The sequence below is a fragment of the Streptomyces sp. NPDC059582 genome, from assembly GCF_042735715.1.
Lineage (GTDB): Bacteria > Actinomycetota > Actinomycetes > Streptomycetales > Streptomycetaceae > Streptomyces.
This window is the reverse complement of sequence record NZ_JBHWCC010000007.1, coordinates 30179-55342: the sequence shown is the minus strand read 5'-3', so window position 1 is coordinate 55342 and position 25164 is coordinate 30179. Positions and strand designations below refer to the sequence as shown.

Annotated in this window: 27 protein-coding genes and 1 pseudogene; 14 read left to right on the top strand and 14 right to left on the bottom strand. The window is 70.5% G+C overall.

What is annotated here, in order from left to right:
- Positions 1-68: 68 nt before the first annotated feature.
- The 4 genes from ACFV0T_RS08870 to ACFV0T_RS08855 form a co-directional block, all read right to left on the bottom strand.
- The gene (locus tag ACFV0T_RS08870) at positions 69-545 is read right to left on the bottom strand and encodes a MarR family winged helix-turn-helix transcriptional regulator (RefSeq protein ID WP_385776032.1); all 477 of its coding nucleotides are present in this window, start codon (positions 543-545) and stop codon (positions 69-71) included.
- 92 nt (positions 546-637) lie between these two features.
- On the bottom strand, positions 638-1438 hold the full coding sequence (locus tag ACFV0T_RS08865) for an AIM24 family protein (protein WP_385776030.1): 801 nt from the start codon (positions 1436-1438) through the stop codon (positions 638-640).
- Positions 1435-2085 (bottom strand): AIM24 family protein, encoded by a 651-nt coding sequence (locus tag ACFV0T_RS08860; RefSeq protein ID WP_385776028.1) that lies wholly within the window; start codon positions 2083-2085, stop codon positions 1435-1437. The genes ACFV0T_RS08865 and ACFV0T_RS08860 overlap by 4 nt, the downstream gene beginning before the upstream one ends.
- Before the next feature lies 1 nt (position 2086).
- A complete protein-coding gene (locus tag ACFV0T_RS08855) occupies positions 2087-2719 on the bottom strand; it encodes an AIM24 family protein (protein ID WP_385776316.1) in 633 nt (210 codons plus the stop codon).
- A 262-nt stretch (positions 2720-2981) separates the two neighbouring features.
- Here ACFV0T_RS08855 and ACFV0T_RS08850 point away from each other — a divergent pair, with 262 nt between their 5' ends.
- The 7 genes from ACFV0T_RS08850 to ACFV0T_RS08820 all read left to right on the top strand — a co-directional run bounded on the left by ACFV0T_RS08850 (position 2982) and on the right by ACFV0T_RS08820 (position 7743).
- Positions 2982-3326, top strand: coding sequence for a DUF3817 domain-containing protein (locus ACFV0T_RS08850; RefSeq protein ID WP_385776026.1), 345 nt, complete (start codon positions 2982-2984; stop codon positions 3324-3326).
- Complete coding sequence (locus tag ACFV0T_RS08845) at positions 3323-3616, top strand: MTH1187 family thiamine-binding protein (RefSeq protein WP_385776024.1); 294 nt, start codon at positions 3323-3325, stop codon at positions 3614-3616. The genes ACFV0T_RS08850 and ACFV0T_RS08845 overlap by 4 nt, the downstream gene beginning before the upstream one ends.
- Positions 3617-3788: 172 nt before the next feature.
- Positions 3789-4502 (top strand): hypothetical protein, encoded by a 714-nt coding sequence (locus ACFV0T_RS08840; protein ID WP_385776022.1) that lies wholly within the window; start codon positions 3789-3791, stop codon positions 4500-4502.
- Positions 4499-4810 carry a hypothetical protein gene (locus ACFV0T_RS08835; protein ID WP_385776020.1) on the top strand — a complete coding sequence of 104 codons (312 nt, stop codon included), beginning with the start codon at positions 4499-4501 and terminating at the stop codon, positions 4808-4810. The genes ACFV0T_RS08840 and ACFV0T_RS08835 overlap by 4 nt, the downstream gene beginning before the upstream one ends.
- On the top strand, positions 4807-5457 hold the full coding sequence (locus ACFV0T_RS08830; protein ID WP_385776018.1) for a TetR/AcrR family transcriptional regulator: 651 nt from the start codon (positions 4807-4809) through the stop codon (positions 5455-5457). The genes ACFV0T_RS08835 and ACFV0T_RS08830 overlap by 4 nt, the downstream gene beginning before the upstream one ends.
- 104 nt (positions 5458-5561) lie before the next feature.
- The gene (locus ACFV0T_RS08825) at positions 5562-6614 is read left to right on the top strand and encodes a nitrous oxide reductase family maturation protein NosD (RefSeq protein ID WP_385776016.1); all 1053 of its coding nucleotides are present in this window, start codon (positions 5562-5564) and stop codon (positions 6612-6614) included.
- 46 nt (positions 6615-6660) lie between these two features.
- On the top strand, positions 6661-7743 hold the full coding sequence (locus tag ACFV0T_RS08820) for a methyltransferase (protein ID WP_385776014.1): 1083 nt from the start codon (positions 6661-6663) through the stop codon (positions 7741-7743).
- A 3-nt stretch (positions 7744-7746) separates the two neighbouring features.
- Here the strand turns inward: ACFV0T_RS08820 and ACFV0T_RS08815 are convergent.
- The 7 genes and pseudogenes from ACFV0T_RS08815 to ACFV0T_RS08785 all read right to left on the bottom strand — a co-directional run.
- Positions 7747-8067: pseudogene (locus tag ACFV0T_RS08815) on the bottom strand (TcmI family type II polyketide cyclase); the annotation flags it as partial.
- An 85-nt stretch (positions 8068-8152) separates the two neighbouring features.
- Positions 8153-8632: an SRPBCC family protein gene (locus tag ACFV0T_RS08810; protein ID WP_385776012.1), complete on the bottom strand. Its 480-nt coding sequence runs from the start codon at positions 8630-8632 to the stop codon at positions 8153-8155.
- A 2-nt stretch (positions 8633-8634) separates the two neighbouring features.
- Positions 8635-8892, bottom strand: a complete 258-nt coding sequence (locus ACFV0T_RS08805; protein ID WP_385776011.1) for an acyl carrier protein — start codon at positions 8890-8892, stop codon at positions 8635-8637.
- 16 nt (positions 8893-8908) lie between these two features.
- Positions 8909-10156, bottom strand: a complete 1248-nt coding sequence (locus ACFV0T_RS08800; protein WP_385776009.1) for a ketosynthase chain-length factor — start codon at positions 10154-10156, stop codon at positions 8909-8911.
- Positions 10153-11421: a beta-ketoacyl-[acyl-carrier-protein] synthase family protein gene (locus ACFV0T_RS08795; RefSeq protein WP_385776008.1), complete on the bottom strand. Its 1269-nt coding sequence runs from the start codon at positions 11419-11421 to the stop codon at positions 10153-10155. Before ACFV0T_RS08795 ends, ACFV0T_RS08800 begins: the two co-directional genes overlap by 4 nt.
- Complete coding sequence (locus ACFV0T_RS08790; RefSeq protein WP_385776007.1) at positions 11418-11861, bottom strand: cupin domain-containing protein; 444 nt, start codon at positions 11859-11861, stop codon at positions 11418-11420. The genes ACFV0T_RS08795 and ACFV0T_RS08790 overlap by 4 nt, the downstream gene beginning before the upstream one ends.
- Positions 11862-11933: 72 nt before the next feature.
- Entirely contained in the window at positions 11934-13082 is a 1149-nt protein-coding gene (locus ACFV0T_RS08785) for a SchA/CurD-like domain-containing protein (protein ID WP_385776004.1), read from the bottom strand.
- Positions 13083-13373: 291 nt separating this feature from the next.
- Here ACFV0T_RS08785 and ACFV0T_RS08780 point away from each other — a divergent pair, with 291 nt between their 5' ends.
- The gene (locus ACFV0T_RS08780; RefSeq protein WP_385776002.1) at positions 13374-15035 is read left to right on the top strand and encodes an FAD-dependent oxidoreductase; all 1662 of its coding nucleotides are present in this window, start codon (positions 13374-13376) and stop codon (positions 15033-15035) included.
- A gap of 49 nt (positions 15036-15084) precedes the next feature.
- Here the strand turns inward: ACFV0T_RS08780 and ACFV0T_RS08775 are convergent, their stop codons facing one another.
- Positions 15085-16065: a DUF5937 family protein gene (locus ACFV0T_RS08775; protein WP_385776000.1), complete on the bottom strand. Its 981-nt coding sequence runs from the start codon at positions 16063-16065 to the stop codon at positions 15085-15087.
- Positions 16066-16164: 99 nt separating this feature from the next.
- On the opposite strand from ACFV0T_RS08775, the gene ACFV0T_RS08770 reads away from it, so the two are divergent.
- From ACFV0T_RS08770 to ACFV0T_RS08755, 4 genes are all read left to right on the top strand, one after another.
- The gene (locus ACFV0T_RS08770; protein ID WP_385775998.1) at positions 16165-17481 is read left to right on the top strand and encodes an MFS transporter; all 1317 of its coding nucleotides are present in this window, start codon (positions 16165-16167) and stop codon (positions 17479-17481) included.
- A gap of 33 nt (positions 17482-17514) precedes the next feature.
- Entirely contained in the window at positions 17515-18024 is a 510-nt protein-coding gene (locus ACFV0T_RS08765) for a MarR family winged helix-turn-helix transcriptional regulator (protein WP_385776314.1), read from the top strand.
- A 166-nt stretch (positions 18025-18190) separates the two neighbouring features.
- Positions 18191-18529, top strand: a complete 339-nt coding sequence (locus ACFV0T_RS08760; RefSeq protein ID WP_385775996.1) for a DUF3817 domain-containing protein — start codon at positions 18191-18193, stop codon at positions 18527-18529.
- Between the two features lie 118 nt (positions 18530-18647).
- Positions 18648-20348 carry a methylmalonyl-CoA mutase gene (locus ACFV0T_RS08755; protein ID WP_385775994.1) on the top strand — a complete coding sequence of 567 codons (1701 nt, stop codon included), beginning with the start codon at positions 18648-18650 and terminating at the stop codon, positions 20346-20348.
- Between the two features lie 138 nt (positions 20349-20486).
- On the opposite strand, the gene ACFV0T_RS08750 is transcribed toward ACFV0T_RS08755, so the two are convergent.
- Both ACFV0T_RS08750 and ACFV0T_RS08745 read right to left on the bottom strand, forming a co-directional pair.
- On the bottom strand, positions 20487-21662 hold the full coding sequence (locus tag ACFV0T_RS08750; protein ID WP_385775992.1) for a DUF3103 family protein: 1176 nt from the start codon (positions 21660-21662) through the stop codon (positions 20487-20489).
- 301 nt (positions 21663-21963) lie between these two features.
- Positions 21964-22584 carry a TetR/AcrR family transcriptional regulator gene (locus ACFV0T_RS08745; RefSeq protein WP_385775990.1) on the bottom strand — a complete coding sequence of 207 codons (621 nt, stop codon included), beginning with the start codon at positions 22582-22584 and terminating at the stop codon, positions 21964-21966.
- A 233-nt stretch (positions 22585-22817) separates the two neighbouring features.
- Between ACFV0T_RS08745 and ACFV0T_RS08740 the strand changes: the two genes are divergently transcribed.
- Entirely contained in the window at positions 22818-23792 is a 975-nt protein-coding gene (locus ACFV0T_RS08740) for a tetratricopeptide repeat protein (RefSeq protein ID WP_385775988.1), read from the top strand.
- Positions 23793-24465: 673 nt separating this feature from the next.
- Positions 24466-25128, top strand: coding sequence for a DUF6230 family protein (locus ACFV0T_RS08735; RefSeq protein WP_385775986.1), 663 nt, complete (start codon positions 24466-24468; stop codon positions 25126-25128).
- Positions 25129-25164 lie beyond the last annotated feature (36 nt).

The following is a 25164-nucleotide window of genomic DNA, read 5'->3' as shown; positions in this document are numbered from 1 at the left end:
TCAGGGACGGGCCGGCAGGCGGAGCTCTGTTCGGGCGCCGCCTGCCGCTGTTCGACCCGGAGGCGCCGTCAGGGGCGTCCCCGCTGCCCGCGCAGGTGCTGCGCGATGGGCTTCAGAGCCTTGTCGAGTTCCGCCAGGGCCTCCGGGGAGACCAGGTCGATGAAGTGGTTCCGCACGGACGCCACATGGTGGGGCGCGACCTTCTGCATCGTCTCCAGGCCGTGTTCCGTCAGGACGGCGTACAGTCCGCGACGGTCGGACTCGCAGTTCTCCCGGCGCACCAGGTTGGCGTTCTCCATGCGAGTGATCTGGTGGGAGAGCCGGCTCTTGGACTGGAGGGTCGCGGAGGCGAGGTCGCTCATCCGCATCCGGTCGTCCTCCGACTCGGAGAGGTTCACCAGGATCTCGTAGTCGTTCATTGTCAGGCCGAACGGCTGCAGGTCCTTTTCGAGCTGGTAACTCAACAGCCTGTTGACCTCCAGGTGGGTGCGCCAGGCGCACTGCTCCGCATCGGTCAGCCAGCGCGTGGCCGTTTCGGTCTCCATGAATGAAGTCTACCTAAAATGTTGAAAGGCGAACTAGTGAGGGTGGTGTGACGGTGCGCACGCGTTCGATGTCACACTCCGCAGACTACCGCTCACAGCCCGAAGCGACGCTGGAGGTCTCCCAGCTGTCCGGGAAGGCGCGGTGCGCCCGGTTGCTGCCCGTGCCCACCTGGGACCCCGCCGCCACCGGGCACTCCGGCCTGCTGCGGAACCGCCCCCGTGGCCTGCTCGGCCATGAGGGTCTCGGTCGACTGGAGCAGCACCGTGCCGGCCCCGACGAACTCGAACTGGTGCTCCTCCCCGGAGGCCCCGCCCAGGCCTGTCATCGCACGTAGACCGCCCATCAGGCCGGTCATGTACCCATGGTCGTAGTGATGGCACGGCGACGGGCAGTCGGCCCACCCGACGAGCGCCTGTGGGTCCACCCGGATCGGGGGCTCCATGAACACCACCGGACCGTTAGATGCGGCGACAAACTTGCCGGTTCCGATAAGGGTCAGAAAACCCGGCACGATTGACTGCTTGAGAGCGAGACTTGGCTGAAAAGCGAGCAGATTGCCGGAGCGAATGGTCAGGTTGCCGTCTTCGAGGTCGTACGAGTTCACGTCGAAAGCCCGGTCGGCCAGCAGCATCTTGCCCGAGCCCTCCGCCACGACCCAGTCGCTCGCGTGCAGGGGCGAATGAAACGACGTACGGACAAGTCGGTCCAATCGCCCGTGCCCGACGCCGTTGAACTCGATCGAGCCGTAGTAGGCGATCATCTTCCCCTTCTGCAGGAACCACTGGCTCCCCTTGAGCTCCACGCAGAAGGTGTAGTTGTTGACGTTGTCGTCGACGGGCAGCGTCATCGGGTCGTGCACCGTCGGGCCGCCCGGAGTTCCGTACGCGCTCACAGCTTCTCCTCCGAGGCCTGGACGTACACCGCGCCGCTGCCGGTCAGCTCCAGCTGGAACGCCTCCCCGGAGCCACGGCCCACCATGTCGCGCCAGCCCAGGGCCGTCGACAGCTTGTTGCGGACGTCACCGTGGTGGGCGACGTAGGCCTGCGGGTCGACGTGGACGGGCCGCTGCGGAGTGATCGGGATCTCGAAGACCCCGCCGTGGGCCATCACCGCCACCGCGCCGTGCCCCTTGAGCGTGGTCGTGAACAGCCCCTGGCCGGTGACCTGTCCCCGGACCATGCCCATCACGCCGCCCTGCGAGCCCATGAACATCGTGCCCTGCTGGAGCGTGCCCTCGAAGGCGAGCAGGCGGTCCGCCTCGACGTACAGCGTGTCGCCGGTGAGGCCGATGACCTGGATGTGGTGGCCGCCGTGCCCGAACAGGACCGTGCCGCTGCCCTCGACGGTCATCAGCGGGGTGGCCTCGCCGGAGACGCGGCGCCCGATCATCGACATGATCCCGCCCTGGCCGCCCTGCACGTTGGGCGTGAAGGACACCTCGCCCTTGTAGGCGAGCATCGCGCCGCGCTGGCTGAACAGCCGTTGCCCCGGGACGACGGTCGCCTCGATCATCTTCGAGTTGATCTCACGGAAGGTCATGTCACACATCCCCCGCGATCGTGTTCCGCTCGCTCGGCTGGACGTACACCAGGCCGTCCCCCTCGAAGCGGATCTGGAAGGCCTCGCCGCCGCCCTCACCGAGAAGTGTGCGGAACGTCACGCCGGACTGGAAGGACTGCCGGACGTTCCCCTGGTGCGCGATGTACGCGCCCGGGTCGACGGTCAGCGGGTACTGCGGGCTGACCCGGAGCACCACCGCCGGCCCGTCCGAGGTGATCGCGGCCTGGCCGTGTCCCTCGACGGTCGTCGTGAACAGCCCGTTGCCCTGCGAGGCACCGCGCAGTCCCGTGAACGTGGTGCCGGTGCGCAGTCCGGCGTCCGTCGCGAGCAGATTGCTCGACTCCACGTACAGCTTGTCCCCCTGGAGACTGACGAGGTTGATCTCGGAGGCACGGTCCGCGAACCAGCACGTGCCTTGTCCCCTCACCTCCATCACGGTCATCTGCTCGCCGGTGAGGCGCCGGGTCACCATGCCCCGCAGTCCCTCGCCGCCGCCACTGAGCTTCTTGAAGGCCATCTGCCCGTCGTACGCGACCATGGAGCCGTTCTTCGCCTTCACGGCGTCCCCGGTCACGTCGACGGCGAGCACCTTGCTGCCTTGAAGTCGGAACATCGCCACGCTGCGAAGGTAGCCTCCCCCCGGCCGCGCGGACAGGGCCCACGGGTGGAGAAGGTCCCTGAACGCACCCCTAGGGGAAGCCGGACGGGAGCAGGATGGGCGCCGTACGCGAGCCGGACGGACGCCGGTCGGTGTCCGGGCCGGACCCGCTCCCGGCCCCCGCCGATACGTTTGCCACAATGGACGAAAGCTTGTGCGTGCGTTCACAAGCCGTCGACGTCCTGACTCCCGCCGAATATCCCACCGAAGGTGACCCGTGGACCTCAAGACCGCCACCGCCCTCCGCCGCCTCCGACTGGTCTCGGCCCCGGAGGCCGTCTCCTTCCTGCTCCTGCTCCTCTGCTCGGTGCTGAAGCGGACCACCGACTTCGACGGGGTGCCCGTGATGGGGTCGGTCCACGGCGTCCTGTTCATCCTCTACGTGATCTTCTGGGCGGACGCCTGGAACCGCGCGAAGTGGTCTTTGAGGACCGCCGCGCTCTATTTCGTCCTCTCGGTCCTGCCGACCGGCGGCTTCTTCGCCGAGCGCAGGCTCCGGCGCGAGGCCGAGGACGCGGTGATCGCCTCCCGCGCCCGCATGGAAGGAAAGGTGAACGCATGATCGTCGCCTTTTCGGTGACCCCGCTGGGGGTCGGCGAGGACGTGGGGGAGTACGTCGCCGACGCCGTCCGCGTGGTCCGCGAGTCGGGTCTGCCCAACCGCACCGACGCCATGTTCACCTCGATCGAGGGCGAGTGGGACGAGGTGATGGACGTCGTCAGGCGTGCCGTCGCCGCTGTCGAGGCGCGGGCGCCGCGGGTGTCCGTCGTCCTCAAGGCCGACATCCGGCCCGGCGTGACGGACGGACTCACCTCCAAGGTGGAGACGGTGGAACGCCACCTGTCCGCGTAGCGCGCGGGCGCGACCGGCGTGCACGCGGGAGAAACCCCGGTCCCGGTGGGCCGGGGTTTCCTTGTGTCCGCTGATTGAGCGATCGCTCAAAGGGGTGTAGGTTCAGGCGCCGAGAGCTTGAGCGATCGCTCAAACTCCGGTCAAGCGGCAGGCCGACGTGGGGGATTGACGGATGGGGCTCTACGTAGAGGCGCGGATACGGGCCGGCCTCGAAGACGTGCGGCCGTACATCCAGGACCCGGCCCGGCACCGGCGCTGGGACCTGCGCGTGCTGCCCCTGCGCACGGTCGACGACGCCGGGATCCCCGCCGACGGGACGGAACGTCCGCACCGCACCTGTACCTCCGCCCCGCGCGTACGTCCCGACGCCACCCGAACCTCCGTCCCGCGCCGCTCCTCCCCGCATCCGCGCGCCCCGTTCGCCAGGGGTGGCGGCTACCGGCGCCTGGTCCCCGACGGCGACGGCGTCCGTCTCCTCATCGGTTACGACTACAGCACCCGCGGCGGCGCCCTCGGCGCGCGCGCCGACCGGCTGCTCCTGCGGCCCCTCATGGTCTGGGCGACCGCCTGGTCCGTCGACCGGCTGCGCCTGTGGCTGGAGAGAGGGGTCACCCCGGAGCGGGCGCTGCTCAACTGGTGCGTGGAGCTCGCCGTCCGAGCCGCCGTCATCACCGTCGCCTGCACCGGCCTCGGCGTGCGATCGGTCCTCCTCTTCTTCGGCCCCTTCGCGGCCTCGATGGCCTATCTGTGGCCGCTGCTGCTGACCACCGTCGTCTGCGTGGCCCTCTACAAGCAGCCCCTCGCCCGCACCCCGGCCGCCCGCCGCTGCCTGCGCACCACCGGCCGCGCCCGCCTGATCCTGCGCCCCCTGGAGAACCCGCGATGACCTCGGCGCTCCGTACCGTCACGGGCCCGGCGCCGGCGAGCGAGGCGTACGCCGACGCCGACACCGACACCGACGCCCGCAGCGCCGACGCCCGCAGCGCCGTCGGCCGCTTCCGCTTCCGCTGCCGCTGCCGCTGCCGCTTCCGCTTCCGTCTCCGGGTCCGCACCCGCGTCCAAGTTCGCGCGGCGGACAGGTGCTTCGGGACGCCGCCCGGCCAGGGAGGGTCGCGCGCGGCGACGTACGCGGAGGTCAGCGAGCGCGCTGTCCGTCCCGGACCGCGCCCCGTGCGCGCGGGAGCCGCCGCGTGAGCCCGGACACCGCCAAGGCCCAGGAGACGAAGACCAGGCTGCTCGACGGGGCGCTGCGCACGCTCGCCGAGCAGGGGATCGCCGGGACGTCGGCCCGGGCGATCGCGGCGGCCGCCGGAGTCAACCAGGCGTTGGTCTTCTATCACTTCGGATCGGTCGACGAACTCCTCGCGGCAGCGTGCCGGTACGGCGCGGAGCGGTCGGTGGCGCGCTACCGCGCCCGCTTCGCCGCGGTGACCTCCCTGTCCGAGCTGCTCGTCCTGGGACGTGAGATCCACGAGCAGGAGCGGGCCGACGGGCATGTCGCCCGGCTCGGCCAGCTGCTCGCCGGCGCCCAGACCCATGCGAGCCTGGGGCCGGCCACGGCCGCGGGCCTCGATCTGTGGATCGCCGAGATCGAGCGGGTGCTCGTCCGGGTGCTCGCGGGGACCCCGTTCGGGGAGTTCGCGGATCCCGCCGGACTGGCGCGGGCGGTGGCCGCGTCCTTCGTGGGCATGGAGCTGTACGAGGGAGTGGACGCGGCCGGGGCGACGGCGGCGCTGGACACCCTGGAACAACTCGGCGCACTGGCCGCCGCGTTGGAGGAACTCGGCCCGGTCGCCCAGCGGGCGGTGCGGCACCGGCTGCGCCGGACGGGTCGACGCTGACCACACCGCCATCAGGGGCCCGGGATTGAGCCATTCGCGCCCCACTTGCCGTAAACGGGTGAGCACACATGGCGAGTCGCATATGCGGACCATAGCTTCGACTCATGAACAGAAAACAGATCAGATACCTCGGCTGCACCGCACTTGTGGTGGCCTCGGGGCTGACCGGCATTCCGTCGGCCAATGCCGCCAACGCGCACGTGGTGCATCCGGGGGAATCGATCCAGAAAGCGGTTGACGCCGCGAAAAAGGGCGACACGATTCTCATCGAGCCCGGCACCTACCGGGAGAGCGTCCGCATCACGAAATCCGGTCTGACCATCCGCGGGTCGGGAAAGAGGACCGTACTGAAGCCGGCCACCAAGGCCGGCAACAGCTGCGCGACGGCCGGCAACGGGATCTGCGTCGAGGGCACGTCCGCCAAGCCCGTCACCGGCACCACCGTCCGCTCGCTCGTGCTGAGCGGATACAAGAAGAACGGCCTGTGGGCCACCAACACCGACGGCCTGACCGTGCGGTGGGTGACCGCCGAGAAGAACGGCAACTGGGGCTTCGCCGAGGAGCGCTCCGTGCGGAGCCTGTTCGAGGGCAACGCGGCCCGGGACAACGGCGAGTCAGGTCTGTTCCTGTCCAACACGGTCAGCACCGAGGCCGGCGCCAAGGACGCACGCGGCACCCTCGTCCGCCACAACGCGCTGACGGGCAACCGCATCGGCATCACGGTCCGGCGGCTGCGCAACGTCACCGTCGAGGAGAACGAGCTGGCCGGCAACTGCGGCGGGGTGTTCGTCGTGGGCGACGAGAACAAGCCGCGCGCCGGAAACATCGCCGTCCGCGGGAACAGCGTCCACGAGAACAACAAGTACTGCGCGAAAACGGCTCGGCTCCCCTTCGTCCAGGGCGCCGGAATCGTGCTCACCGGCGTCGAGAAGAGCGTCGTGGAACACAACGACATCCGCGACAACGTAGGGAAGTCCCCGTTCTCCGGCGGAGTGGTTCTGTACAAGAGCATGGTCGGCGCCTCGAGCGACCACAACGTCGTCCGGGACAACCAGCTGACGGGCAATTCCGCCGACCTGGCCAACCGGGACACCGGAAAGGGAAACACCTTCGACCACAACACGTGCCGGCGTTCCGAACCTGCCGGAATGTGCTGACCGGCCGACCCGTGTCTTTGCTGGACCAAGCGAATCGAGACGGTACATGACCACTGTGAGTCCCGCCCCCGCGTCGGCTCCGGCCGCCGCCCAGCAGTCCGCCCCGCAGGCCGCCCAGCAGCCCGCTCCGGCGATGCGGCTGAGGGAGCTCGTCTTCGGGGCCGCCTGCGCCGCGGCCGTCCGGGCGGCGGCCAAGCTCCGCGTCGCCGACGCGCTCGGCGAGGAGCCCGCCGACGCGGAGCAGCTCGCCGCCAAGCTGGGCACCGAGCCCCGGCCCCTGCTGCGCCTGTTGCGGGCCCTGTCCTGCTACGGCGTCTTCGCGCAGAACGAGGACGGCCGGTTCGTCCACACCAGCATGTCCCGGCTGCTGCGCGAGGACGACCCGCACAGCCTCCGGTACATCTCCCTCTGGTGCACCGAGCCCTGGACGTGGGACGCCTGGCCGCTCCTCGACGAGGCGGTGCGCACGGGCGGCAGCGTCTTCCAGGATCTGTACGGCAAGGGGTTCTTCGACTACCTGCACGAGGACGCGCACGACTCCGCCCATGTCTTCAACCAGGCCATGACCACGTCCAGCGAGCAGTCGGCGCGGGACGTCGCGGAACTCCTCGACCTGACCGGCGTGTCGACGGTCGCCGACATCGGCGGCGGCCAGGGGCACGTCCTGGCCAGCCTGCTGGAGAAGCACCCGAGTGTCCAGGGGACCCTGCTCGATCTGCCGCGCGTGGTGGAGAAGGCGGACCCCCGGCTGCGGGCCGGCGGGGCGCTCGCCGAACGGGCCCGGATCGTCGGCGGGGACTGCCGTGAGGACATGCCCGTCGAGGCCGACCTGTACATCATCAAGAACATCCTGGAGTGGGACGACGAGAGCACTCGCAGGACCCTGCGGAACGTGATGGCGATGGCCCGCCCCGGGGCCAGGGTCGTCATCATCGAGAACCTCGTCGACGACACCCCGTCGATGAAGTTCACCACCTCCATGGACCTGATGCTGCTCCTCAACGTCGGGGGAGCCAAGCACACCAAGGAGAGTCTCGTCACCCGCATGACGGAGGCCGGTCTGACCGTCACCGACATCCAGCCGGTCAACGCCTATCTGCACGCGTTCGAGTGCGTCGTGCCCGCCTGACCCGTCGCGCTCCCAGCGGTAGAACTCCTGGGCCATCGCGTCCTTGGGGCTGCGCCAGGTCGCCGGGTCGTAGGCGCTGACGTACGCGGTGAGCCGCTCGCTGATGTCCCGGAAGGACGGATGGTCGGTCACCTTGGCGATCGCGGGGCCGAGCGGCCGCTCGCCCTGCACGAGATGCATGTACACGTCGTCGAACTGGAACAGGGTGCGGCGGGTCACACCGACGAGGCGCGGCAGCTCGCCGCTGTCGGACTCCGCGAACACCTTCGCGATGTCCTGGGCCGAGCCCGGCGCCATCCGGGCCACGATCAGGGACTGGTACATGGGAGGAGCGTCCTTTCGGGGGGCGACAAGCCGGGCGGACCGTCCGGAGGGACGGTCCGCGGGCCGACGGGCTTGAGGGAGGGGATCAGTCGGTGGTGACGGAGGCGGTCGCGTGCTGCCGGGCGCGCTGCTCGACCTTGTCCCGGATGAGCTTGAGCTGGACGACGGAGTTGCGGTTGATGTTGTCCGTCATCCACGCGTCGTCCACGGGCGCGTCGGGCTTCATCTCGAAGTCCTGCGTCCAGTGCATCCGCGTGCCCTCGGGAGTCTCCGAGTACACCCACTTGATGTTCATGTAGGCGAAGGGACCGGTCTCGACCCGGCGGGCCAGAACCGTGAGGTGAGCCCGGTCGGGCTCCCGCTCCGACACCCAGCTCCAGACCTTGCCGTTGTCGTCCGGGTGCATGGTGAGACGGAACGTGGTCTTGCCGTTCTCCCGCGACAGGACCTCGACCGACGCGTACTCGCTGAACAGCTGCGGCCAGTTCTCGATGTCGTTGGTCATGTCCCAGACGAGGTCCAGGGGAGCGGCGATGGTGATCTCGTTCTCGGTGTGTCCGGCCATGTTCAGGCTCCTGCCACTACGTTGCTGCCGACGAGGTCGAGGAATTCGCGAGGGGTCCTGCACCGCTCCGCGTCGGGCGGCAGGATCATGCCGTGGTTGTTCTCCAGCTCGCCGACGATGCCGAGCAGGCCGAGCGAGTCCAGCCCGAACTCGTCGAAGCCGGAGTCGAGCCGGTCCTCCAGCTCCCGCGCGTCGACGGTGACGCCGGCCGCCTTCTTCATCAGAGCGGCCAGCTCCTGGACGGTCAGTTCGTTGTGCATCTGTTTCTCCTTCTCATCAGAGGGCCTGGGCGCCGTGCCGCAGCACGAGTGCCGCGTTGGAGCCCATGAGTCCCCGGCTGACGACCAGTGCCGTGCGCAGTTCGGCGGGACGCGCACGCCCCGTCACCAGGTCGAGGTCGTGGCAGGGGTCGTAGACGTTCGGCGTGGGCGGCACGAGGCCGTGTTCCATGGCCAGCACCGCCGTCGCCACGTCCAGCACCGGAGCCCCGCAGTACGCCCGGCCGATGCCGGTCTTGGGCGCCGTCACCGGCACCCGCCGGCCGTGCGCGCCGAAGACGTCGGCGATCGCCAACGCCTCGGCACGGTCGGCCGCCGGTACGCCGAACGCGTCCGCGAACACCACGTCGACCTCCTCGGGAGCGCACCGGGCCTCGTCGAGCGCGACCCGGATCGCCTGGGCCAGCCCCTCCCGGGACTGCTCCCAGCGGGTCGCGCCGGTGAAGGTCGCCCCGTGCCCGGCGACGAACGCCCGGACGGCGGCGTCCCGCTCCCGCGCGACCGTCTCCTCCTCGATGACGAGCATCGCGCCGCCCTCGGCGGGCACGAACCCACAGGCCTCCTCGGTGAAGGGCCGGTAGGCGCGTGTCGCCTCCTCGCTGGTGCTGAGGGCCTCGTAGCCGAGCTGGCAGACCATCGAGTACGGCGCCAGCGGCGCCTCGGCGGCACCGGCCACGACCACATCGGTGCCCCGCCGGACCGCCCGGGCGGCGTGCGCCAGGGCGTCCAGGCCACCGGCCTCGTCGCTGGCGACCACACCGCACGGTCCCTTGAACCCGCCGCGGATGGACACCTGGCCGGTGCTCGCCGCGTAGAACCAGGCGATGGACTGGTACGGACCCACGAACCGGGGGCCCTTCCCCCACAGCCGCTGGAGTTCCCGCTGCCCGAACTCACCACCACCGGATCCCGCGGCGGTGACCACACCGACCGCGAACGGCTCCCGGTCGGTGTCGGCGCGGCCGAGCCGGGCGTCCGCCAGGGCGCCGTCGGCGGCCGCCATCGCGAAGTGGGTGAACCGGTCGGTCTGCACGAGGAACCGCTCCTCGATCAGTTCCGCCGGATCGAATCCGCGGACCTCGCCGGCGATCCGCAGGGGCAGGTGCTCGCACCCCTCGCGGGTCACCCGGTCGAGGACGCTGACGCCCTCCTGCGTGGACTTCCAGAAGGTCTCGGTACTCACCCCGTTGGGGGCGACGACGCCTATGCCGGTGACGGCGGCGCGCCGAGCTCGCTGTGGCTTCATCGCGTCCTCCCATCTGGTCGGGTCAGGATCACCGCGGACTGGAAGCCCCCGAAACCACTGCCGACGGAGAGCACGTTGCGCAGCTTGGCCTTGCGCGCGGTGCGCGGCACGTAGTCCAGGTCGCACTCGGGATCCGGGTTCGTGTAGTTCGCCGTCGGCGGCACGACCTGGTGGACGAGGGCCAGGACACAGGCCAGGACCTCGATCGCCCCGATGGCTCCCAGGGAGTGGCCCACCATCGACTTGATGGAGCTCATCGGCGTCCGGTACGCGTGATCACCCAGCGACCGCTTGACCGCGGCGGTCTCGTGGCGGTCGTTCTGCTGCGTGCCGGAGCCGTGGGCGTTGACGTAGTGGATGTCGGAGCCGTTCAGCTGGGCGTGGGCCAGCGCGTCGTCGATGGCGCGCGCCATCTCCAGGCCCTCCCGGGTGAGACCGGTCATGTGGTAGGCGTTGCCGAAGGTGGCGTAGCCCCCGACCTCGCAATACACGTGCGCGCCGCGGGCACGGGCGTGTTCGAGCTCCTCCAGGATGAGGACCGCTCCGCCCTCACCCATGACGAACCCGTTGCGGTCCCGGTCGAACGGCCGGGAAGCGTGCTCCGGGTCGTCGTTGTTCGGAGAGGTCGCCTTGATGGCGTCGAAGCACGCCATCGTGATCGGTGAGATCGGCGAGTCCGAGGCACCGGCTATGCAGACGTCGACCCGGCCCTCCTGCACTGCGTGGAAGGCGTAGCCGATCGCGTCGAGGCCGGAGGTGCAGCCCGTGGAGACGGTCTGCACCGGGCCGTGGGCGCCGAACTGCTCGGCGACCTCGGAGGCGAGGGCGCTCGGAGAGAAGGCGCGGTGCAGGTGAGGGCCCGACCGGCGGTGGTCGACATCCCATCGCCGGCCGGTCTCACTGACCGCGACATAGTCGTTCTCGAGGCGCGTGGTGCCACCGACGGCGGTGCCCAGGGACACCCCCATGCGCCAGGGATCCTCCTTCTCCGGGTCGAGTCCCGAGTCGCGCACCGCCTCGCGGGCGGCGACCATGGCGAACTGGACATAGCGGTCGGCTCGTTCCGCCGTCGCCGCGTCGATTCCGTGGGCGGACTGGTCGAAGTCGACCTCCGCCGCGATACGCGAACGCAGACCCGCCGGGTCGAAGAGCGTGATGCCCCTCGTCGCGGTGCGGCCGTTCGCCAGGAGGTCCCAGAACGCCGGTACGCCCACGCCACCCGGGGCCACGATTCCGACGCCGGTGACCGCCACGCGCCGGGTCATGACACTGCCTCGGCTCGCACCGGCGTCATGTTCCGGCAGGCCCCCTCCGTCTCGTCGGTCACCTCGGTGTCGACGTGGCCGAGCTTGGGGCGCGGCGCCAGCGGGCCCAGGTGGAAGACCATCCGGGCCTCCACGTCGCCCACGTTGCGGAAGCGGTGCCGCATGTTGATCGGGATCAGCAGGCCCTGGTCGGCCCGGATCGGGAAGGTCTCGTCGTCCAGGTCGACCTCGAGCTGACCGTTGACGACGTAGACGAACTCCTCGGAGTACGGGTGGTAGTGCTCACCGATGCGGTCACCGGGCTGGATGATGGCGAGGCCCATGAAGCCGCTCTTGGCACCCACCGCGGTGGGCGTGAGCAGGGCGCGCAGATCACCTCCGCGTCGGGTGTTGGGTTCGGTCTCGCTCAGGTCCACGATGCGTGGGCGGGGCGTGGTCATGTGTGTTTCCTCCGGTTGATGTGTGCCGACGGCGCCTGCGCGTCCGGCCGCGGGCCGGGCCGGACGCTCCGGTCAGACGCCTGATGAGGTGCGGTCGCGGTCGGTGACCAGCTGCATGTCGGACCGCTCGAGGAAGCGCGCGACGTCCTTCTCGGTCGTCGGCGCCCCGTCGACGCCGAGCGCGTCGGCGTCGAGCAGGCGGGACAGGACGGCCCCGTTGCGGCCACCCTTGAGACCGAGCGTCAGCACGGGGTCGTGCGTGATGTCGCCCCACACGTCCACCAGACGGACGACGATGTCGTCACGCTGGAAGATCGTGCTGCCGTGCAACGGGTTGGCGGGGTCGTCGGCCGCCAACTCGTCCTCGCGGGCGAGCAGCCGGGCCAGGGCCATGCCGGACCCGGGCTTGGCCGGGTAGAACATCGCGTGCCGCTTCACGTCCCCGGGCTCCCCGGTACGGACCGCCACGTGGTGCACGGCGGGCAGCGCCGCCCGGGTGAAGAAGACCCGGGCCGAACCCGGATCGCTGAGGTCCCGGTCCTGCTCCAGGTAGGGGTTGATGGCCTCCTCGACCGCCCGGACCTCGGGCTGGCGGGACACGTGGCGCAGTGCGGCCATCAGGTCGCCCTCCACCTCGATGGCCCGGACCACCCGGTTGCCGTGCATGAACAGCGAGGTGCGGCGCAGCCGGGTGTTCTCGTCGACCTGCGCCTGCGGCGAGGCGTAGCCGGAGAGGATCTCGGCGACCTTCCGCTCGCTGCCCGGCTTCACGGTGAAGGTGAGGGCGTGGCGCACCACACCGTCGCCGAGCCGGGCCGTCGCCTGGAGGCGGCCCTTCTCCGACTCGGGCAGCGGCGGGGAGACGTTGCCCGTCTCGCGCACGATGCTGAAGCGCAGCGAGCGGGTGTCACGCACGCAGCTGTGCAGCGGCTGGACCGTCTCGACGTGCTCCTCGCTGTTCACCCAGGCGAGGAACGGCGGGGCGCTCTCCCACTCGCTGGTGATGAGCCACTGCGAGGGGTTCTCGATCGACTGGCACAGCTGGTCGCTGATGTGGCCGGGTACGGAGGCCACTTGGTTGCGCATCCGCTCATAGGCCTTCAGAAACTGCTTCTGGGCGCCGTCATGAAGGTCCAGCAGCAAGATGACCCGCAGGCGGGAGCCGTCGAACGCGGACTGCGAGACCCGCTCCGACACGCGCTCCGGCACCTGTTCCGACACACGTTCCGTTACTCGTTCCGAGATTGTCATCCAGCACACATCTCCTCAGTGAGGTCCGGGGCGCTCCCGGTGTCGGGAACGGCGATCAGCCCGGACCCCGATCGTGGTTCGGTCTCGGGGACGGCGCGAGTCGCGTGAACCACGTGGGTGACCACCCGGGCGAACCGGGTGAAATACCGGGTGACCAGTCGGGTGAATGGGGCGAGCGAACCCCTCCCGCCGGGGCATGGAAGCCCTGTAGCCGGGGGTCCATGGAAGCCCTGTAGCCGGGGTCCGCTGCTGGAGGCATTGATGACCGAAGAAGTCGACCACCACGTACCCGTTCTTGTCGTGGGGGGCTCCCTCGTGGGCCTGTCCGCCTCACTGTTCCTGGGCCGTCTCGGCATTCCGCACCTGGTCGTCGAGAAGCACGCGAGCACCTCGAGGCACCCGCGCGGGCGAGGCAACAACGTCCGCACGATGGAGCTGTTCCGGGTCGCCGGAGCCGAACAGCCCATCCGGGAGGCCGCGTCGACCCTGGCGGACAACCACGGCATCCTCCAGGCCCCGTCCCTGACCGGCGGCGAGGGCGAGTGGCTGTTCAAGGAGATCGACCCGGGCGGCGGCCTGGCCCGCTTCAGCCCGAGCGGCTGGTGCCTGTGCAGCCAGAACGACCTGGAGCCGGTGCTCCTCAAATGCGCCCGTGACCTGGGCGGCGACATCCGGTTCTCCACCGAGCTGCTCTCCGTCGACCAGGACGCCGAGGGCGTCACCGCGATCGTGAAGAACCGCGAGACCGGCCGACACACCACCGTCCGGGCCGAGTACCTGATCGCGGCCGACGGTCCGCGCAGCCCGGTCCGCGAGGGCCTGGGCATCGGCCAGACGGGTCCCGGCGATCTGTTCCACAACGTGAGCGTCACCTTCGACTCCCTCAAGCTCGCGGACGCGGTCGGCGACCGGCGCTTCATCTGCTGCTACCTGACCGACCCGGAGGCGGACGGCGCGCTCCTGCCGGTGGACAACGTGGAGAAGTGGGTGTTCCACGCGCCCTGGCACCCCGAGCGCGGCGAGACGCTGGAAGACTTCACCGAGGAGCGCTGCGTCGCGCACATCCGACGGGCCGTCGGCGTCCCCGACCTGGACGTCAAGATCACCGGCAAGGCGCCGTGGCACGCGGCGCAGCGGGTCGCCGAGCGCTACTCGGCGGGCCGGATCTTCCTCGCCGGCGACTCCGCCCACGAGATGTCGCCGACCGGGGCGTTCGGTTCCAACACCGGTATCCAGGACGCCCACAACCTCGCCTGGAAGCTCGCCGCCGTCCTCAACGGCTGGGCCGGCCCCGGCCTGCTGGAGTCGTACGAGACCGAGCGGCAGCCCGTGGCGGAGGCGACCAGCGCGCGCGCCGCGGCCCGGTCGGTGGAGCACAGCCACCCGGGCTACGCCCCCGCCGCCGGTGCGGCCGGAGGCGGTGCCGGCGGCCGTGGCGGCGGCGGAATGCAGGGCGGCGTCCTCAAGGTGGCCCTGGGCTACCGCTATCCGCGCGGTGCCGTCGTCGGTACCGACGCCGAGGGCCCGGTCGTGCCCGAGCAGCTGGCGATGACGGGCGAACCCGGCAGCCGCGCCCCGCACATGTGGCTCCTGCGCTCCGGCGTCCGTACTTCCACCCTCGATCTGTACGAGAGCTCCCTCGTCCTGCTCAGCGGTGCCGACGACGACGCCTGGCACACGGCGGCGATCCGGGTCGCCGAACGTCTCGCCGTACGTCTGGAGTCGTACCGCATCGGCAAGGGCCCGCACGCGGACCTCGCCCCCCAGGACGCCACGGACTGGTCCGAGGTGCACGGCACGACAGCGCGGGGCGCGGTGCTGGTCAGGCCCGACGGATATGTGGCGTGGCGGTCGCAGGGCATGGTGGCCGACCCGGAGACGACGCTGTACGACCTCCTGGCGTCGCTGCTCGACCTGGTCTGAGTCCGGGGACCGCACGACGCGGGATCACCCACGGCACCCCTGAGGGGTCTCAGCCTCCCGAGGCGAGAGCGATCCCCAGGGGTGTCCGTTCGTACAGCACCTGGTGTCCGTACCGTCGCGCGGTCAGCAGGCCCGTGTCGCGCAGGGTGGTCAGATGCGCGGACACCGACGACGGCGCGAGCCCCAGCCGGTGCGCGAGGGCCGAGGTGGTGGCCGGCTCGTCCAGCGCCGTCAGCACGGCGGCCCGGCCGCGTCCCAGCAGCCGTACGAGCGCGTCGGGCAGCCGGTCCGCGGGCTCGGCCCACAGACCGCCGATCCCGCGCGCCGGGTAGACGAGCGTCGGCTGCCAGGGCGGGTCGAAGCCGCTGATCACGTCCGGCCAGCTGAACACGCTCGGCATCAGCACCAGCCCCTGTCCGCCGAGATCCCGTTCGTACTCGACGCGCGCCTGGACGGTCAGCGTCCCGGCGTGCCAGCCGCAACGCCGGTTGATCTCGGGCAGCAGCCCGCCGAGCCCGACCTCGGCCAGCCGGCGCGAGTGGAAGGCGATGTCCGCCTCCAGCAGGGCCCGCAGCCGGGGCCAGTCGGGGGCGAGGAGGGTGTGCCAGACCTCCTCCAACGTGTCGGCCAGTTCCCGGATCATGCCTGCCGGGTCCGCCAGCCAGGCCCGGCCCCGCGGCGAGTCCAGCGCGCCCGGGGTGTCGGCGAGCGAGCGGGCGGTGTCCGCGCGGGCCGCCTCCGGATCGGCGGCGCGCACCCGGGCGATCTCCTCCTCGAAACCCGCCGCCGGGCCGATGGGCGGCGGGCCCAGCCAGTCGGGGGAGTGGCCGCGGCGCGGCATCAGCAGCCACAGCCCGGTCAGGTCGAGCGCGTCGGCCGCCGTACCCATCCGGCGCAGCCAGTGCGCGTGGTAGCCCTGCCGGTCGGGCCGTTTGAGGGTGCGCACCACCTCCTGCGTCTCCCACAGCGCGGAGAGCGCGAACCGGCAGCGCAGGAAGTCGTCCTCACCGAAACGCAGCCGCACCGGCACGGGGCCGCCCCCTCCAGGAATTCCGTCATGACAGGCCGAAGATTCGGCCTGTGCCGAAACTCTACGACCGGCACGGCCCCCGGCCGCACGCTGGCGCCCATGCCGGAAGAGCCCGAACCCGCCACGACCCTGCCCGCACCCGTTTCGCCCCCGGGGAACCCCCCGCCCACCGGATACGCCCGCGTCTTCGCGGTGCGCGAGTTCCGGGCCGTCTTCACCGCCCATCTGCTGTCGATGCTCGGCGTGGTCGTCAGTGAGATCGCCTTGTCCGTGCTGGTCTACGACCTGACCGGCTCGCCCCTGCTCAGCGCGCTGGCGTTCGCGCTGGGGTTCCTGCCGTACCTGGTCGGCGGCACCCTGCTCGCCGGGGTCGCGGACCGTCACCCGGCCCGGCGCGTCCTGGTGGTGTGCGACCTCGTCTGCGCGGGGTGCGTGGCGCTGATGGTGACGCCGGGCGCGCCCATCGCCGCGCTGCTGGCGCTGCGCTGCGTCCTGGCCGTGGTCTCCCCGGTGTTCTCCGGCACCCGGATGGCCACCCTCGCCGACGTGCTGGGCGACGGCGACCTGTTCGTCCTCGGCCGCTCCCTGCTGCGGATCGTGGCGCAGAGCGCGCTGCTCGTCGGCTACGGGCTGGGCGGTCTGCTGCTCACCGTGGTCTCCCCGCGCCACGCGCTGCTCGTCACCGTCGCCACCTTCCTCGCCTCGGCCACCCTGCTGCGGTTCGGCACCCGGCGCCGGCCGGCCCGCGCGCGGGGCACGGGGGCCCTGGTGGGGGACTCCCTCAGGGGTGCCCGGCAGGTGCTCGCCGACCGGCGGGTACGCACCCTGCTCCTGCTGTTCTGGGTGCCGCCGATGTTCTCCGTCGCACCGGAGGCGCTGGCCGCGCCGTACGCGGACGGCCTCGGCGCGGGCTCCACCGGCCTCGGACTGCTGATGTGCGCGCTGCCGGTCGGCACGATCGCCGGGGAGCTGTACGCGGGCGCGCGGCTGCGGCCCGCCACCCGTGAGCGCGTCGCGCTCCCGCTGGTCTGCCTCACCCTGCTGCCCTACCTCGGCTACGCCCTGCACCCCGGCCTCGCCGTCTCCCTGCTGCTGCTCCTCGTCGCGGGCGCGGGCTCCGCGTACACGCTCGGCCTCGACCAGTGGTTCGTGCGGGACGTACCGCAGGAACTGCGCGGCCGGGCCATGACCCTGCTCACCGCCGGGCTGATGACGATCCAGGGCGTGGGCATGGCGCTGGCGGGTGCGGCGGCCGAGGTGGTGGGCGTGCCGGCGGCGGTCGCGGGGGCCGGAGCGCTGGGCACGGTGTGCTGCGCGCTGCTCGCCCTGCAGGCCCGCCGTACGAACCCGTCGTACGAACCCGTCGTACGAACCCGCCGTAAGAGGCCGGAGGACCGAAAGGCGAGACGGGGCTGACCGCGATATGACCGGCGGGTAATGTCTGACGACGTGCCGAAGCCGCTCAGCCTTCCCTTCGATCCCATCGCCCGCGCCGACGAGCTGTGGACGCAGCGCTGGGGAAACGTCCCCTCGATGGCCGCGATCACCTCGATCATGCGCGCGCACCAGATCCTGCTCGCCGAGGTCGACGCCGTCGTCAAGCCCTACGAACTGACGTTCGCGCGCTACGAGGCGCTGGTACTGCTGAACTTCTCCAAGGCGGGCGAGCTGCCGATGTCCAAGATCGGCGAGCGGCTCATGGTGCATCCGACGTCGGTGACGAACACGGTGGACCGGCTGGTGCGGTCCGGCCTGGTCGACAAGCGTCCCAACCCCAACGACGGCCGCGGCACCCTCGCGTCCATCACCGACAAGGGCCGCGAGGTGGTCGAGGCGGCCACCCGCGACCTGATGGCGATGGAGTTCGGGCTCGGCGCGTACGACTCCGAGGAGTGCGCGGAGATCTTCGCGATGCTCCGGCCGCTGCGGGTCGCCGCGCACGACTTCGACGAGCGATAGTCCGTACGAGCCGGTAGTCCGTACGGGCGGTAGTCGGTCGAGCGGTAGCCCGCCCGGTGACACCCCGACGAGCGGGTGTCCGGCGACCGACGGCCCGACGTGCGGCAGCCCGACGTGCGGTGGCCCCGGACAAGATCTCCCGGAACGGACGGTTACGCTCGTCCGCATGAAGAAAAGCGTGCTGACCCGCTACCGCGTCCTGGCCTACGTCACCGGTGTCCTGCTGGTCCTGCTGTGCCTGAGCATGATCGCGAAGTACGGGCTGGACATCGACGGCGCCGCCGACTTCACCCGCGTCGTCGCCATCGCGCACGGCTGGCTGTACGTCGTCTACCTGGTCTTCGCCTTCGATCTCGGCTCCAAGGCCAAGTGGCCGGTCGCGAAGCAGATGTGGGTGCTGCTGGCCGGGACCATCCCGACGGCCGCCTTCTTCGTGGAGCGGAAGATCAGCCGCGAGCTGGACTCGAAGCTCGTGGACGGCTCGCCCGCGGTCGCCAAGGCGTAATCGGCGCCCGCGGAGGCGTGATCGCCACCCGCCGAGAAGTGACCAGTACCGCCGTACGGGTGTCTGTACGGCGGTCACCCATCGACATTTACTAGGACGTCCTAGTAAATTCGAGGGTATGGACGCTGACGCCATCGAGGAGGGCCGCCGACGCTGGCAGGCCCGGTACGACGCCGCACGCAAGCGCGACGCAGACTTCACCACGCTCTCCGGCGATCCCGTGGAGCCGGTGTACGGGCCCCGGCCGGGGGACCACTACGAGGGCTTCGAGCGGATCGGCTGGCCCGGGGAGTACCCCTACACCCGCGGTCTGCACCCGACCGGCTACCGGGGCCGGACCTGGACCATCCGGCAGTTCGCCGGCTTCGGCAACGCCGAGCAGACCAACGAGCGCTACAAGATGATCCTCGCCAACGGCGGGGGCGGGCTCTCCGTGGCCTTCGACATGCCGACCCTGATGGGCCGCGACTCCGACGACCCGCGCTCGCTGGGCGAGGTCGGGCACTGCGGGGTCGCCATCGACTCCGCCGCCGACATGGAGGTCCTGTTCAAGGACATCCCGCTGGGCGACGTCACGACGTCGATGACGATCAGCGGGCCGGCCGTCCCGGTCTTCTGCATGTACCTGGTAGCGGCCGAGCGGCAGGGCGTGGACCCGGCCGTCCTCAACGGCACGCTCCAGACGGACATCTTCAAGGAGTACATCGCCCAGAAGGAGTGGCTCTTCCAGCCCGAGCCGCACCTGCGCCTCATCGGTGACCTGATGGAGCACTGCGCGGCCGGCATCCCGGCCTACAAGCCGCTGTCCGTCTCCGGCTACCACATCCGCGAGGCCGGCTCCACGGCCGCGCAGGAACTGGCGTACACGCTGGCCGACGGCTTCGGATACGTGGAGCTCGGCCTGAGCCGCGGACTCGACGTGGACGTCTTCGCCCCCGGCCTGTCCTTCTTCTTCGACGCGCACCTCGACTTCTTCGAGGAGATCGCCAAGTTCCGCGCGGCCCGCCGGATCTGGGCGCGCTGGATGCGGGACGTGTACGGCGCGAAGACGGACAAGGCGCAGTGGCTGCGCTTCCACACCCAGACCGCCGGTGTGTCGCTGACCGCGCAGCAGCCGTACAACAACGTGGTGCGTACGGCGGTGGAGGCGCTGGCCGCGGTGCTCGGCGGCACCAACTCACTGCACACCAACGCCCTCGACGAGACCCTCGCCCTGCCCTCCGAGCAGGCGGCCGAGATCGCGCTGCGCACCCAGCAGGTGCTGATGGAGGAGACGGGCGTCGGCAACGTGGCCGACCCGCTCGGCGGTTCCTGGTACGTCGAGCAGCTCACCGACCGGATCGAGGCCGACGCCGAGAAGATCTTCGAGCAGATCAGGGAACGGGGCCTGCGGGCGCACCCCGACGGGCGGCACCCGATCGGTCCGATCACCTCCGGGATCCTGCGGGGCATCGAGGACGGCTGGTTCACCGGGGAGATCGCGGAGGCGGCGTTCCGCTACCAGCAGTCCCTGGAGAAGGGCGAGAAGCGGGTCGTCGGCGTGAACGTCCACACCGGCTCCGTGACCGGCGACCTGGAGATCCTGCGGGTCAGCCACGAGGTGGAGCGGGAGCAGGTGCGGGAGCTCGGCGGCCGCAGGGCGGCACGCGACGAAGCGGCGGTGCGCTCGGCGCTGGACGCGATGCTCGCCGCCGCCCGCGACGGCTCGAACATGATCGCCCCGATGCTGGACGCCGTACGGGCGGAGGCGACCCTGGGGGAGATCTGCGGGGTGCTGCGGGACGAGTGGGGGGTGTACACGGAGCCGGCCGGCTTCTGACCGCCGCATCGATACACCGATACACCGATACACCGGTGAGGGCCGGTCGGGACGGATGTCCGTTCCCGACCGGCCCTCACCCCTTTCAAGGACCACTCAAGGCGTGTCGCCTGTCACCGACGTTCCCGGACAGCACACCTAGAACTCCTGCACGAAGTAGGGCTGCACGGTCATCCAGCCGTTGCCGCGGGCGCCGTAGTACGTGCCGTTGTTGTTCTGCGCCAGGGTGTACCAGGAGTCGACGTAGTCCGGGTCGTCGGTCCACCAGTCGGCCGGGATGGCGTTCAGGACCGCGTTGACCAGCGGGATGTAGGTGCCCTGGTCGGCGATGGTGAGCAGGGCGGTCGCGATGGCCACGGCGAGGTCGTGGTAGTTGGTGCTGCCGTCCTCCTCCATCATCACCGCGTCGGCCAGGTTGTACTTGTAGTTCGACCAGTTCACGAGGATCTGGTTGGGCCGGTAGACCGTGCCGTCGTTGTCCAGGTACGGCATGTCCACCGGGTCGACGCGGGCCTTGCCGTCCTGGCCGAAGCCGGTGACCAGGGTGTAGATCTCGGCGTCGCCCTTGACCCAGGGCTCCTCGTCGTCCGAGAGCTCGACGGCGTTGATCTTCGTGGTCCAGAAGCCACCGGAGGCCGCCGCCGTCCGGTCGGCGGGCGTGGTGGTCGCGGCACCGGGGAGGGCGGAGGGCACGCCGTCCTTCACCAGTTCCTCGCGCAGGACGTCCATCCCGGCCGCCAGCGCCTTGGAGCTGTCGATGTCCACGACGTACACCGGGTGGGCGGGCGCCTCGCGGGCGTCCAGGGCGTGGGCGTGGCCCTGGCTGTCGTAGGCGGTGACCGTCTTCGTGCCGTCGTCCGAGGTGGCCGCGGCGACCCAGGGGGCGGTGCCGGCGGTCAGAGCGGCGCGCATGGAGCTGTCGCCGAGCCGCAGCCGGAGCAGCGGGCCGACCTTGCCGTCCAGGCCCTTGGCGGTGGCGATCGTGTGGTCGGCGGCGGCCAGCGTGGACCTCAGGCCGGGGTTCTCCCGGGCGGCGAGCGCGGTGACGGCCACGTCGTCCGACGTCAGGGCGGCCGAACGCAGTTGAGTACGCCAGGCGTTGTCGCCGAGCGAGCGCGCTATCGCCCGCGCCGCCCGGTCCTGGGCGCCGGTGACCGCTTCGGCGGTGCCGGAGTGGGCGGGAACCGACCGGGTGGCGGCGGGGGCCGCGCCGGCCGAGGGGGCCACGGCCAGGGTCTGGGCCGCGGCGAGGGCGAGCAGGGTGGCCGCTGTGGCGGCGAGTGTGACACGTCGGGGGGTACGACGAGGTCTCACGGGGATCGATCCTCCGGATGCGAGTGACGCACTGTCAGGGGATGGTGCCGGGTGGGACAGGTGAATCTGGAACTACATCTATGCGGGTAGATTCCGCAGCACATAGTGACCTGGGCATGCCATGCGCGCAAGACCTTCACCCGAGGAAGATCGAAAGCTGACAGTGCCTCAACTTTCCTGTGTGGCACGCCTGTTCACCGAGCCGACGGCGAAGTGACAGGTCCGGCCCAGACCCCCGTGCGCCGTACGCGGTCGCCTGTCTTTTCCCGGCGATTCGCACCGGACGGAAACGCCGCCCGTGTTACGCCGAAGCCCCCGCCAGCCCCAGGAGCAGGACCCGGGCGAAGGAGGCCGCCCATTCCCGGTCCACCGGTTCCGCGCTCACCAGGGTGCGGTGCACCACGGCGCCCGCCACCATGTCGAAGATGAGGTCGACCGTGCGGGCCGCCTCCTCGGAGTCCGTCTCGGGGGGCAGTTCGCCGCGGGCCTGGGCCCGGGCGCGGCCCGCCAGGACCAGACGCTTCTGGCGCTCGACGACCGACGAGCGGATGCGTTCGCGCAGCGCGTCGTCCCTCGTCGACTCCGCGACCGCCGCCATCAGTCCGCTCTTCGCCTCCGGTCGGGCCAGGATCGCGGCGAACTGGAGCACCACGCCCTCGATGTCGGCGGCCAGGCTGCCCCGGTCGGGGAGCTCCAGTTCGTCGAAGAGTTCGGCGACCGCGTCGACGACGAGTTCGTTCTTGCCGGCCCAGCGACGATAGATCGTCGTTTTCGCAACCCCGGCGCGTGTCGCCACGTCTCCCAACGTGAGCTTGGACCAGCCCAGTTCGACCAGTGCCTCCCGGGTGGCGGCCAGGATCGCGGTGTCCGCGGCGGCGCTGCGCGGGCGGCCGGTGCGGCTGGCGGGGGTGCGGCTCTGCATCCCACGACCATAACCGGCGGGTCCCGTGGCTCCGTGAGGGAGATCACCAAGGAGTGGTGTACGGGAAGCGCCCGATGCCGTTACGCTACGACTCGTAGCGAAAGCTCGTGCCGGACCAGCGCGGGCGACGACCACATGGCGTGGGGTGGGGACCCGGCGCCGAACGACACACAGCCGGACCGGGCTTCCACATCGCTTTTCACTCACGCGCGGGAACGGGGGAGGATAGACGCATGCAGCCACGGAACATGTCCATGAGCGGCGTCGTCGACCTCGCCGCGGTGAAGGCGGCCCAGGAGGCCAAGGCCAAGGCCGAGCAGACGCGCGCCGAAACGGCCCGCCAGGGCGGGGTGGGGGCCGTATCCCCGGCCGACCTCGTCATCGACGTCGACGAGGCCTCCTTCGAAAGCGAAGTCCTCCAGCGCTCCGCCGAGGTGCCGGTCGTCATCGACTTCTGGGCCGAGTGGTGTCAGCCCTGCAAGCAGCTGAGCCCGGTCCTCGAACGGCTCGCCGTCGAGTACGACGGGCGCTTCCTGCTCGCCAAGATCGACGTCGACGCCAACCAGATGCTGATGCAGCAGTTCGGGATCCAGGGGATCCCGGCCGTCTTCGCCGTCGTGGCGGGGCAGGCGCTGCCGCTCTTCCAGGGGGCGGCCGGCGAGGAGCAGATCCGGCAGACCCTCGACCAGCTGGTCCAGGTCGCCGAGCAGCGCTTCGGTCTGACCGGCCTGACCGTCGACCCGGACGCCGAGCCGGGCGAGCGGCCTCCGGCCCCCGAGATGCCGGAGGGGCCGTACGACGCGCTCCTCGAGGCGGCCGTGCGGGCGCTGGACGCCGGTGACCTGGGCGGCGCGGTCCAGGCGTACAAGAACGTCCTGAACGACGACCCGGGCAACATGGAGGCCAAGCTCGGCCTCGCCCAGGCCGAGTTGCTCCAGCGGGTGCAGGACCTCGACCCGCAGCAGGCGCGCAAGGACGCGGCCGACCGCCCGAAGGACGTGCGGGCGCAGATCGCCGCCGCCGACCTGGATCTCGTCGGCGGGCACGTCGAGGACGCGTTCGGGCGGCTGATCGAGACCGTGCAGCGGACGGCGGGTGAGGACCGGGACGCCGTACGACTGCGGCTGCTGGAGCTCTTCGAGGTCGTCGGGGCCGACGATCCCCGGGTCGCGGCGGCCCGGCGGGCGCTGGCACGCGCGCTCTTCTGAGCCGGACGGCGGGCGGTCGCGGACGGGGCGCGAGCCCCGTTCTGACCTGTCGCTAAACGCCAGAGTGTGTGTTGCCGGAGTGAAAGATCTGCCGACGACTTGTCACTGCGGCCGCGCTTTACCAAAACTTGGTAATCGCGGCCGCTGTTACTGCCAGTAAGTCGAGCGCGTTGTTCTGTCGGGTTCTGTCCGACCATCAACTATTTTGCGCCCCCCTCGAGGGACACCCAGCGTCGCGGTTCGAGACCTGTGGGTCGCGCTTCGGTTATCCGCCCGTTACTAGCCAGTAACGAACCCCCTTGTGCGGGCGGCGAGAATGCACCACGATCGGCGACGCTCGGTCCATTCCCGTACCCCCGACAGCCGGTCGGGCCGACGGGAGACTGTGGGTCCCCACCGGGCAGAGTCGACGACAGTGACGTCGGCTCTTGGACAGGGGGGTCTTCGCCCGAGGGCGAAGCCTGTCCGGCAGGGTTGTGCGTGATGTGTGTCAGGCGCGACCAGTGGTTGTCGCTCGGGGGTGATCGCCGGTGATTCCGGGCGCGGTTCGCGCCACCGGGTACAGGCGCTCTCCTTCCCGAGGACGTAGCACTTCTCCCATCGCTGCCCGGCCGAGCCGCCGTCTAGGGGTGAGCCGGGAGGGCAGGCGATGTACGTCCGAGAAGGAGGAAATATGGAGTCCCAGGTGCGTGGCGGGACCAGATGGAAGCGGTTCGCTGTGGTCATGGTGCCCAGCGTCGCCGCCACGGCGTGTATAGGCATCGCCCTCGCGCAGGGTGCGCTTGCCGCGTCGTTCAGTGTGTCGGGCCAGTCGTTCAAGGTCTCGGCGAAGGAGCTCCACGGCAAGGGCTTCGCGCAGTACGGCGCCATCGACAACGGCTACACGCTCGCCGGCAAGCAGACGCTGCACCCGGTCGCGGTGTCGTCGTTCAAGACTGCCACCATCGAGAGCATGTGCCAGTCGGTCGTCACGCCTGACATCCCGATTCTCGGGTCTGTCACCCTGACGCTGACCGCGGGCAACAGCTCCGACGAGTCGAAGCAGGTCCAGGCCGACAACCTGTACATCGACGTCGAGGACCTCGGCGCCGAGAAGGCTGTCTTCTCCGGCATCGACATCGGTGTGGCCGCAGGCGACACGGGTCCCGCCAAGGATGGCAAGGGCCCGGGCATGAAGGGCGGCAAGGAGCAGGCCAACCCGTACGGCTTCGCCCAGCAGGCGGAGAAGGCGGACCTGTACGGCGTGAAGCAGACGGCGTGGGCCACCACTGCCGGAACCTTCACCCTCCCCGGCCTCAGCATGAAGCTGTCCGCGGGGTCCAAGGAGTGCTACTAAGCACTCTCTGACAGGCGGGGGAGCCGTGAGGCGCCC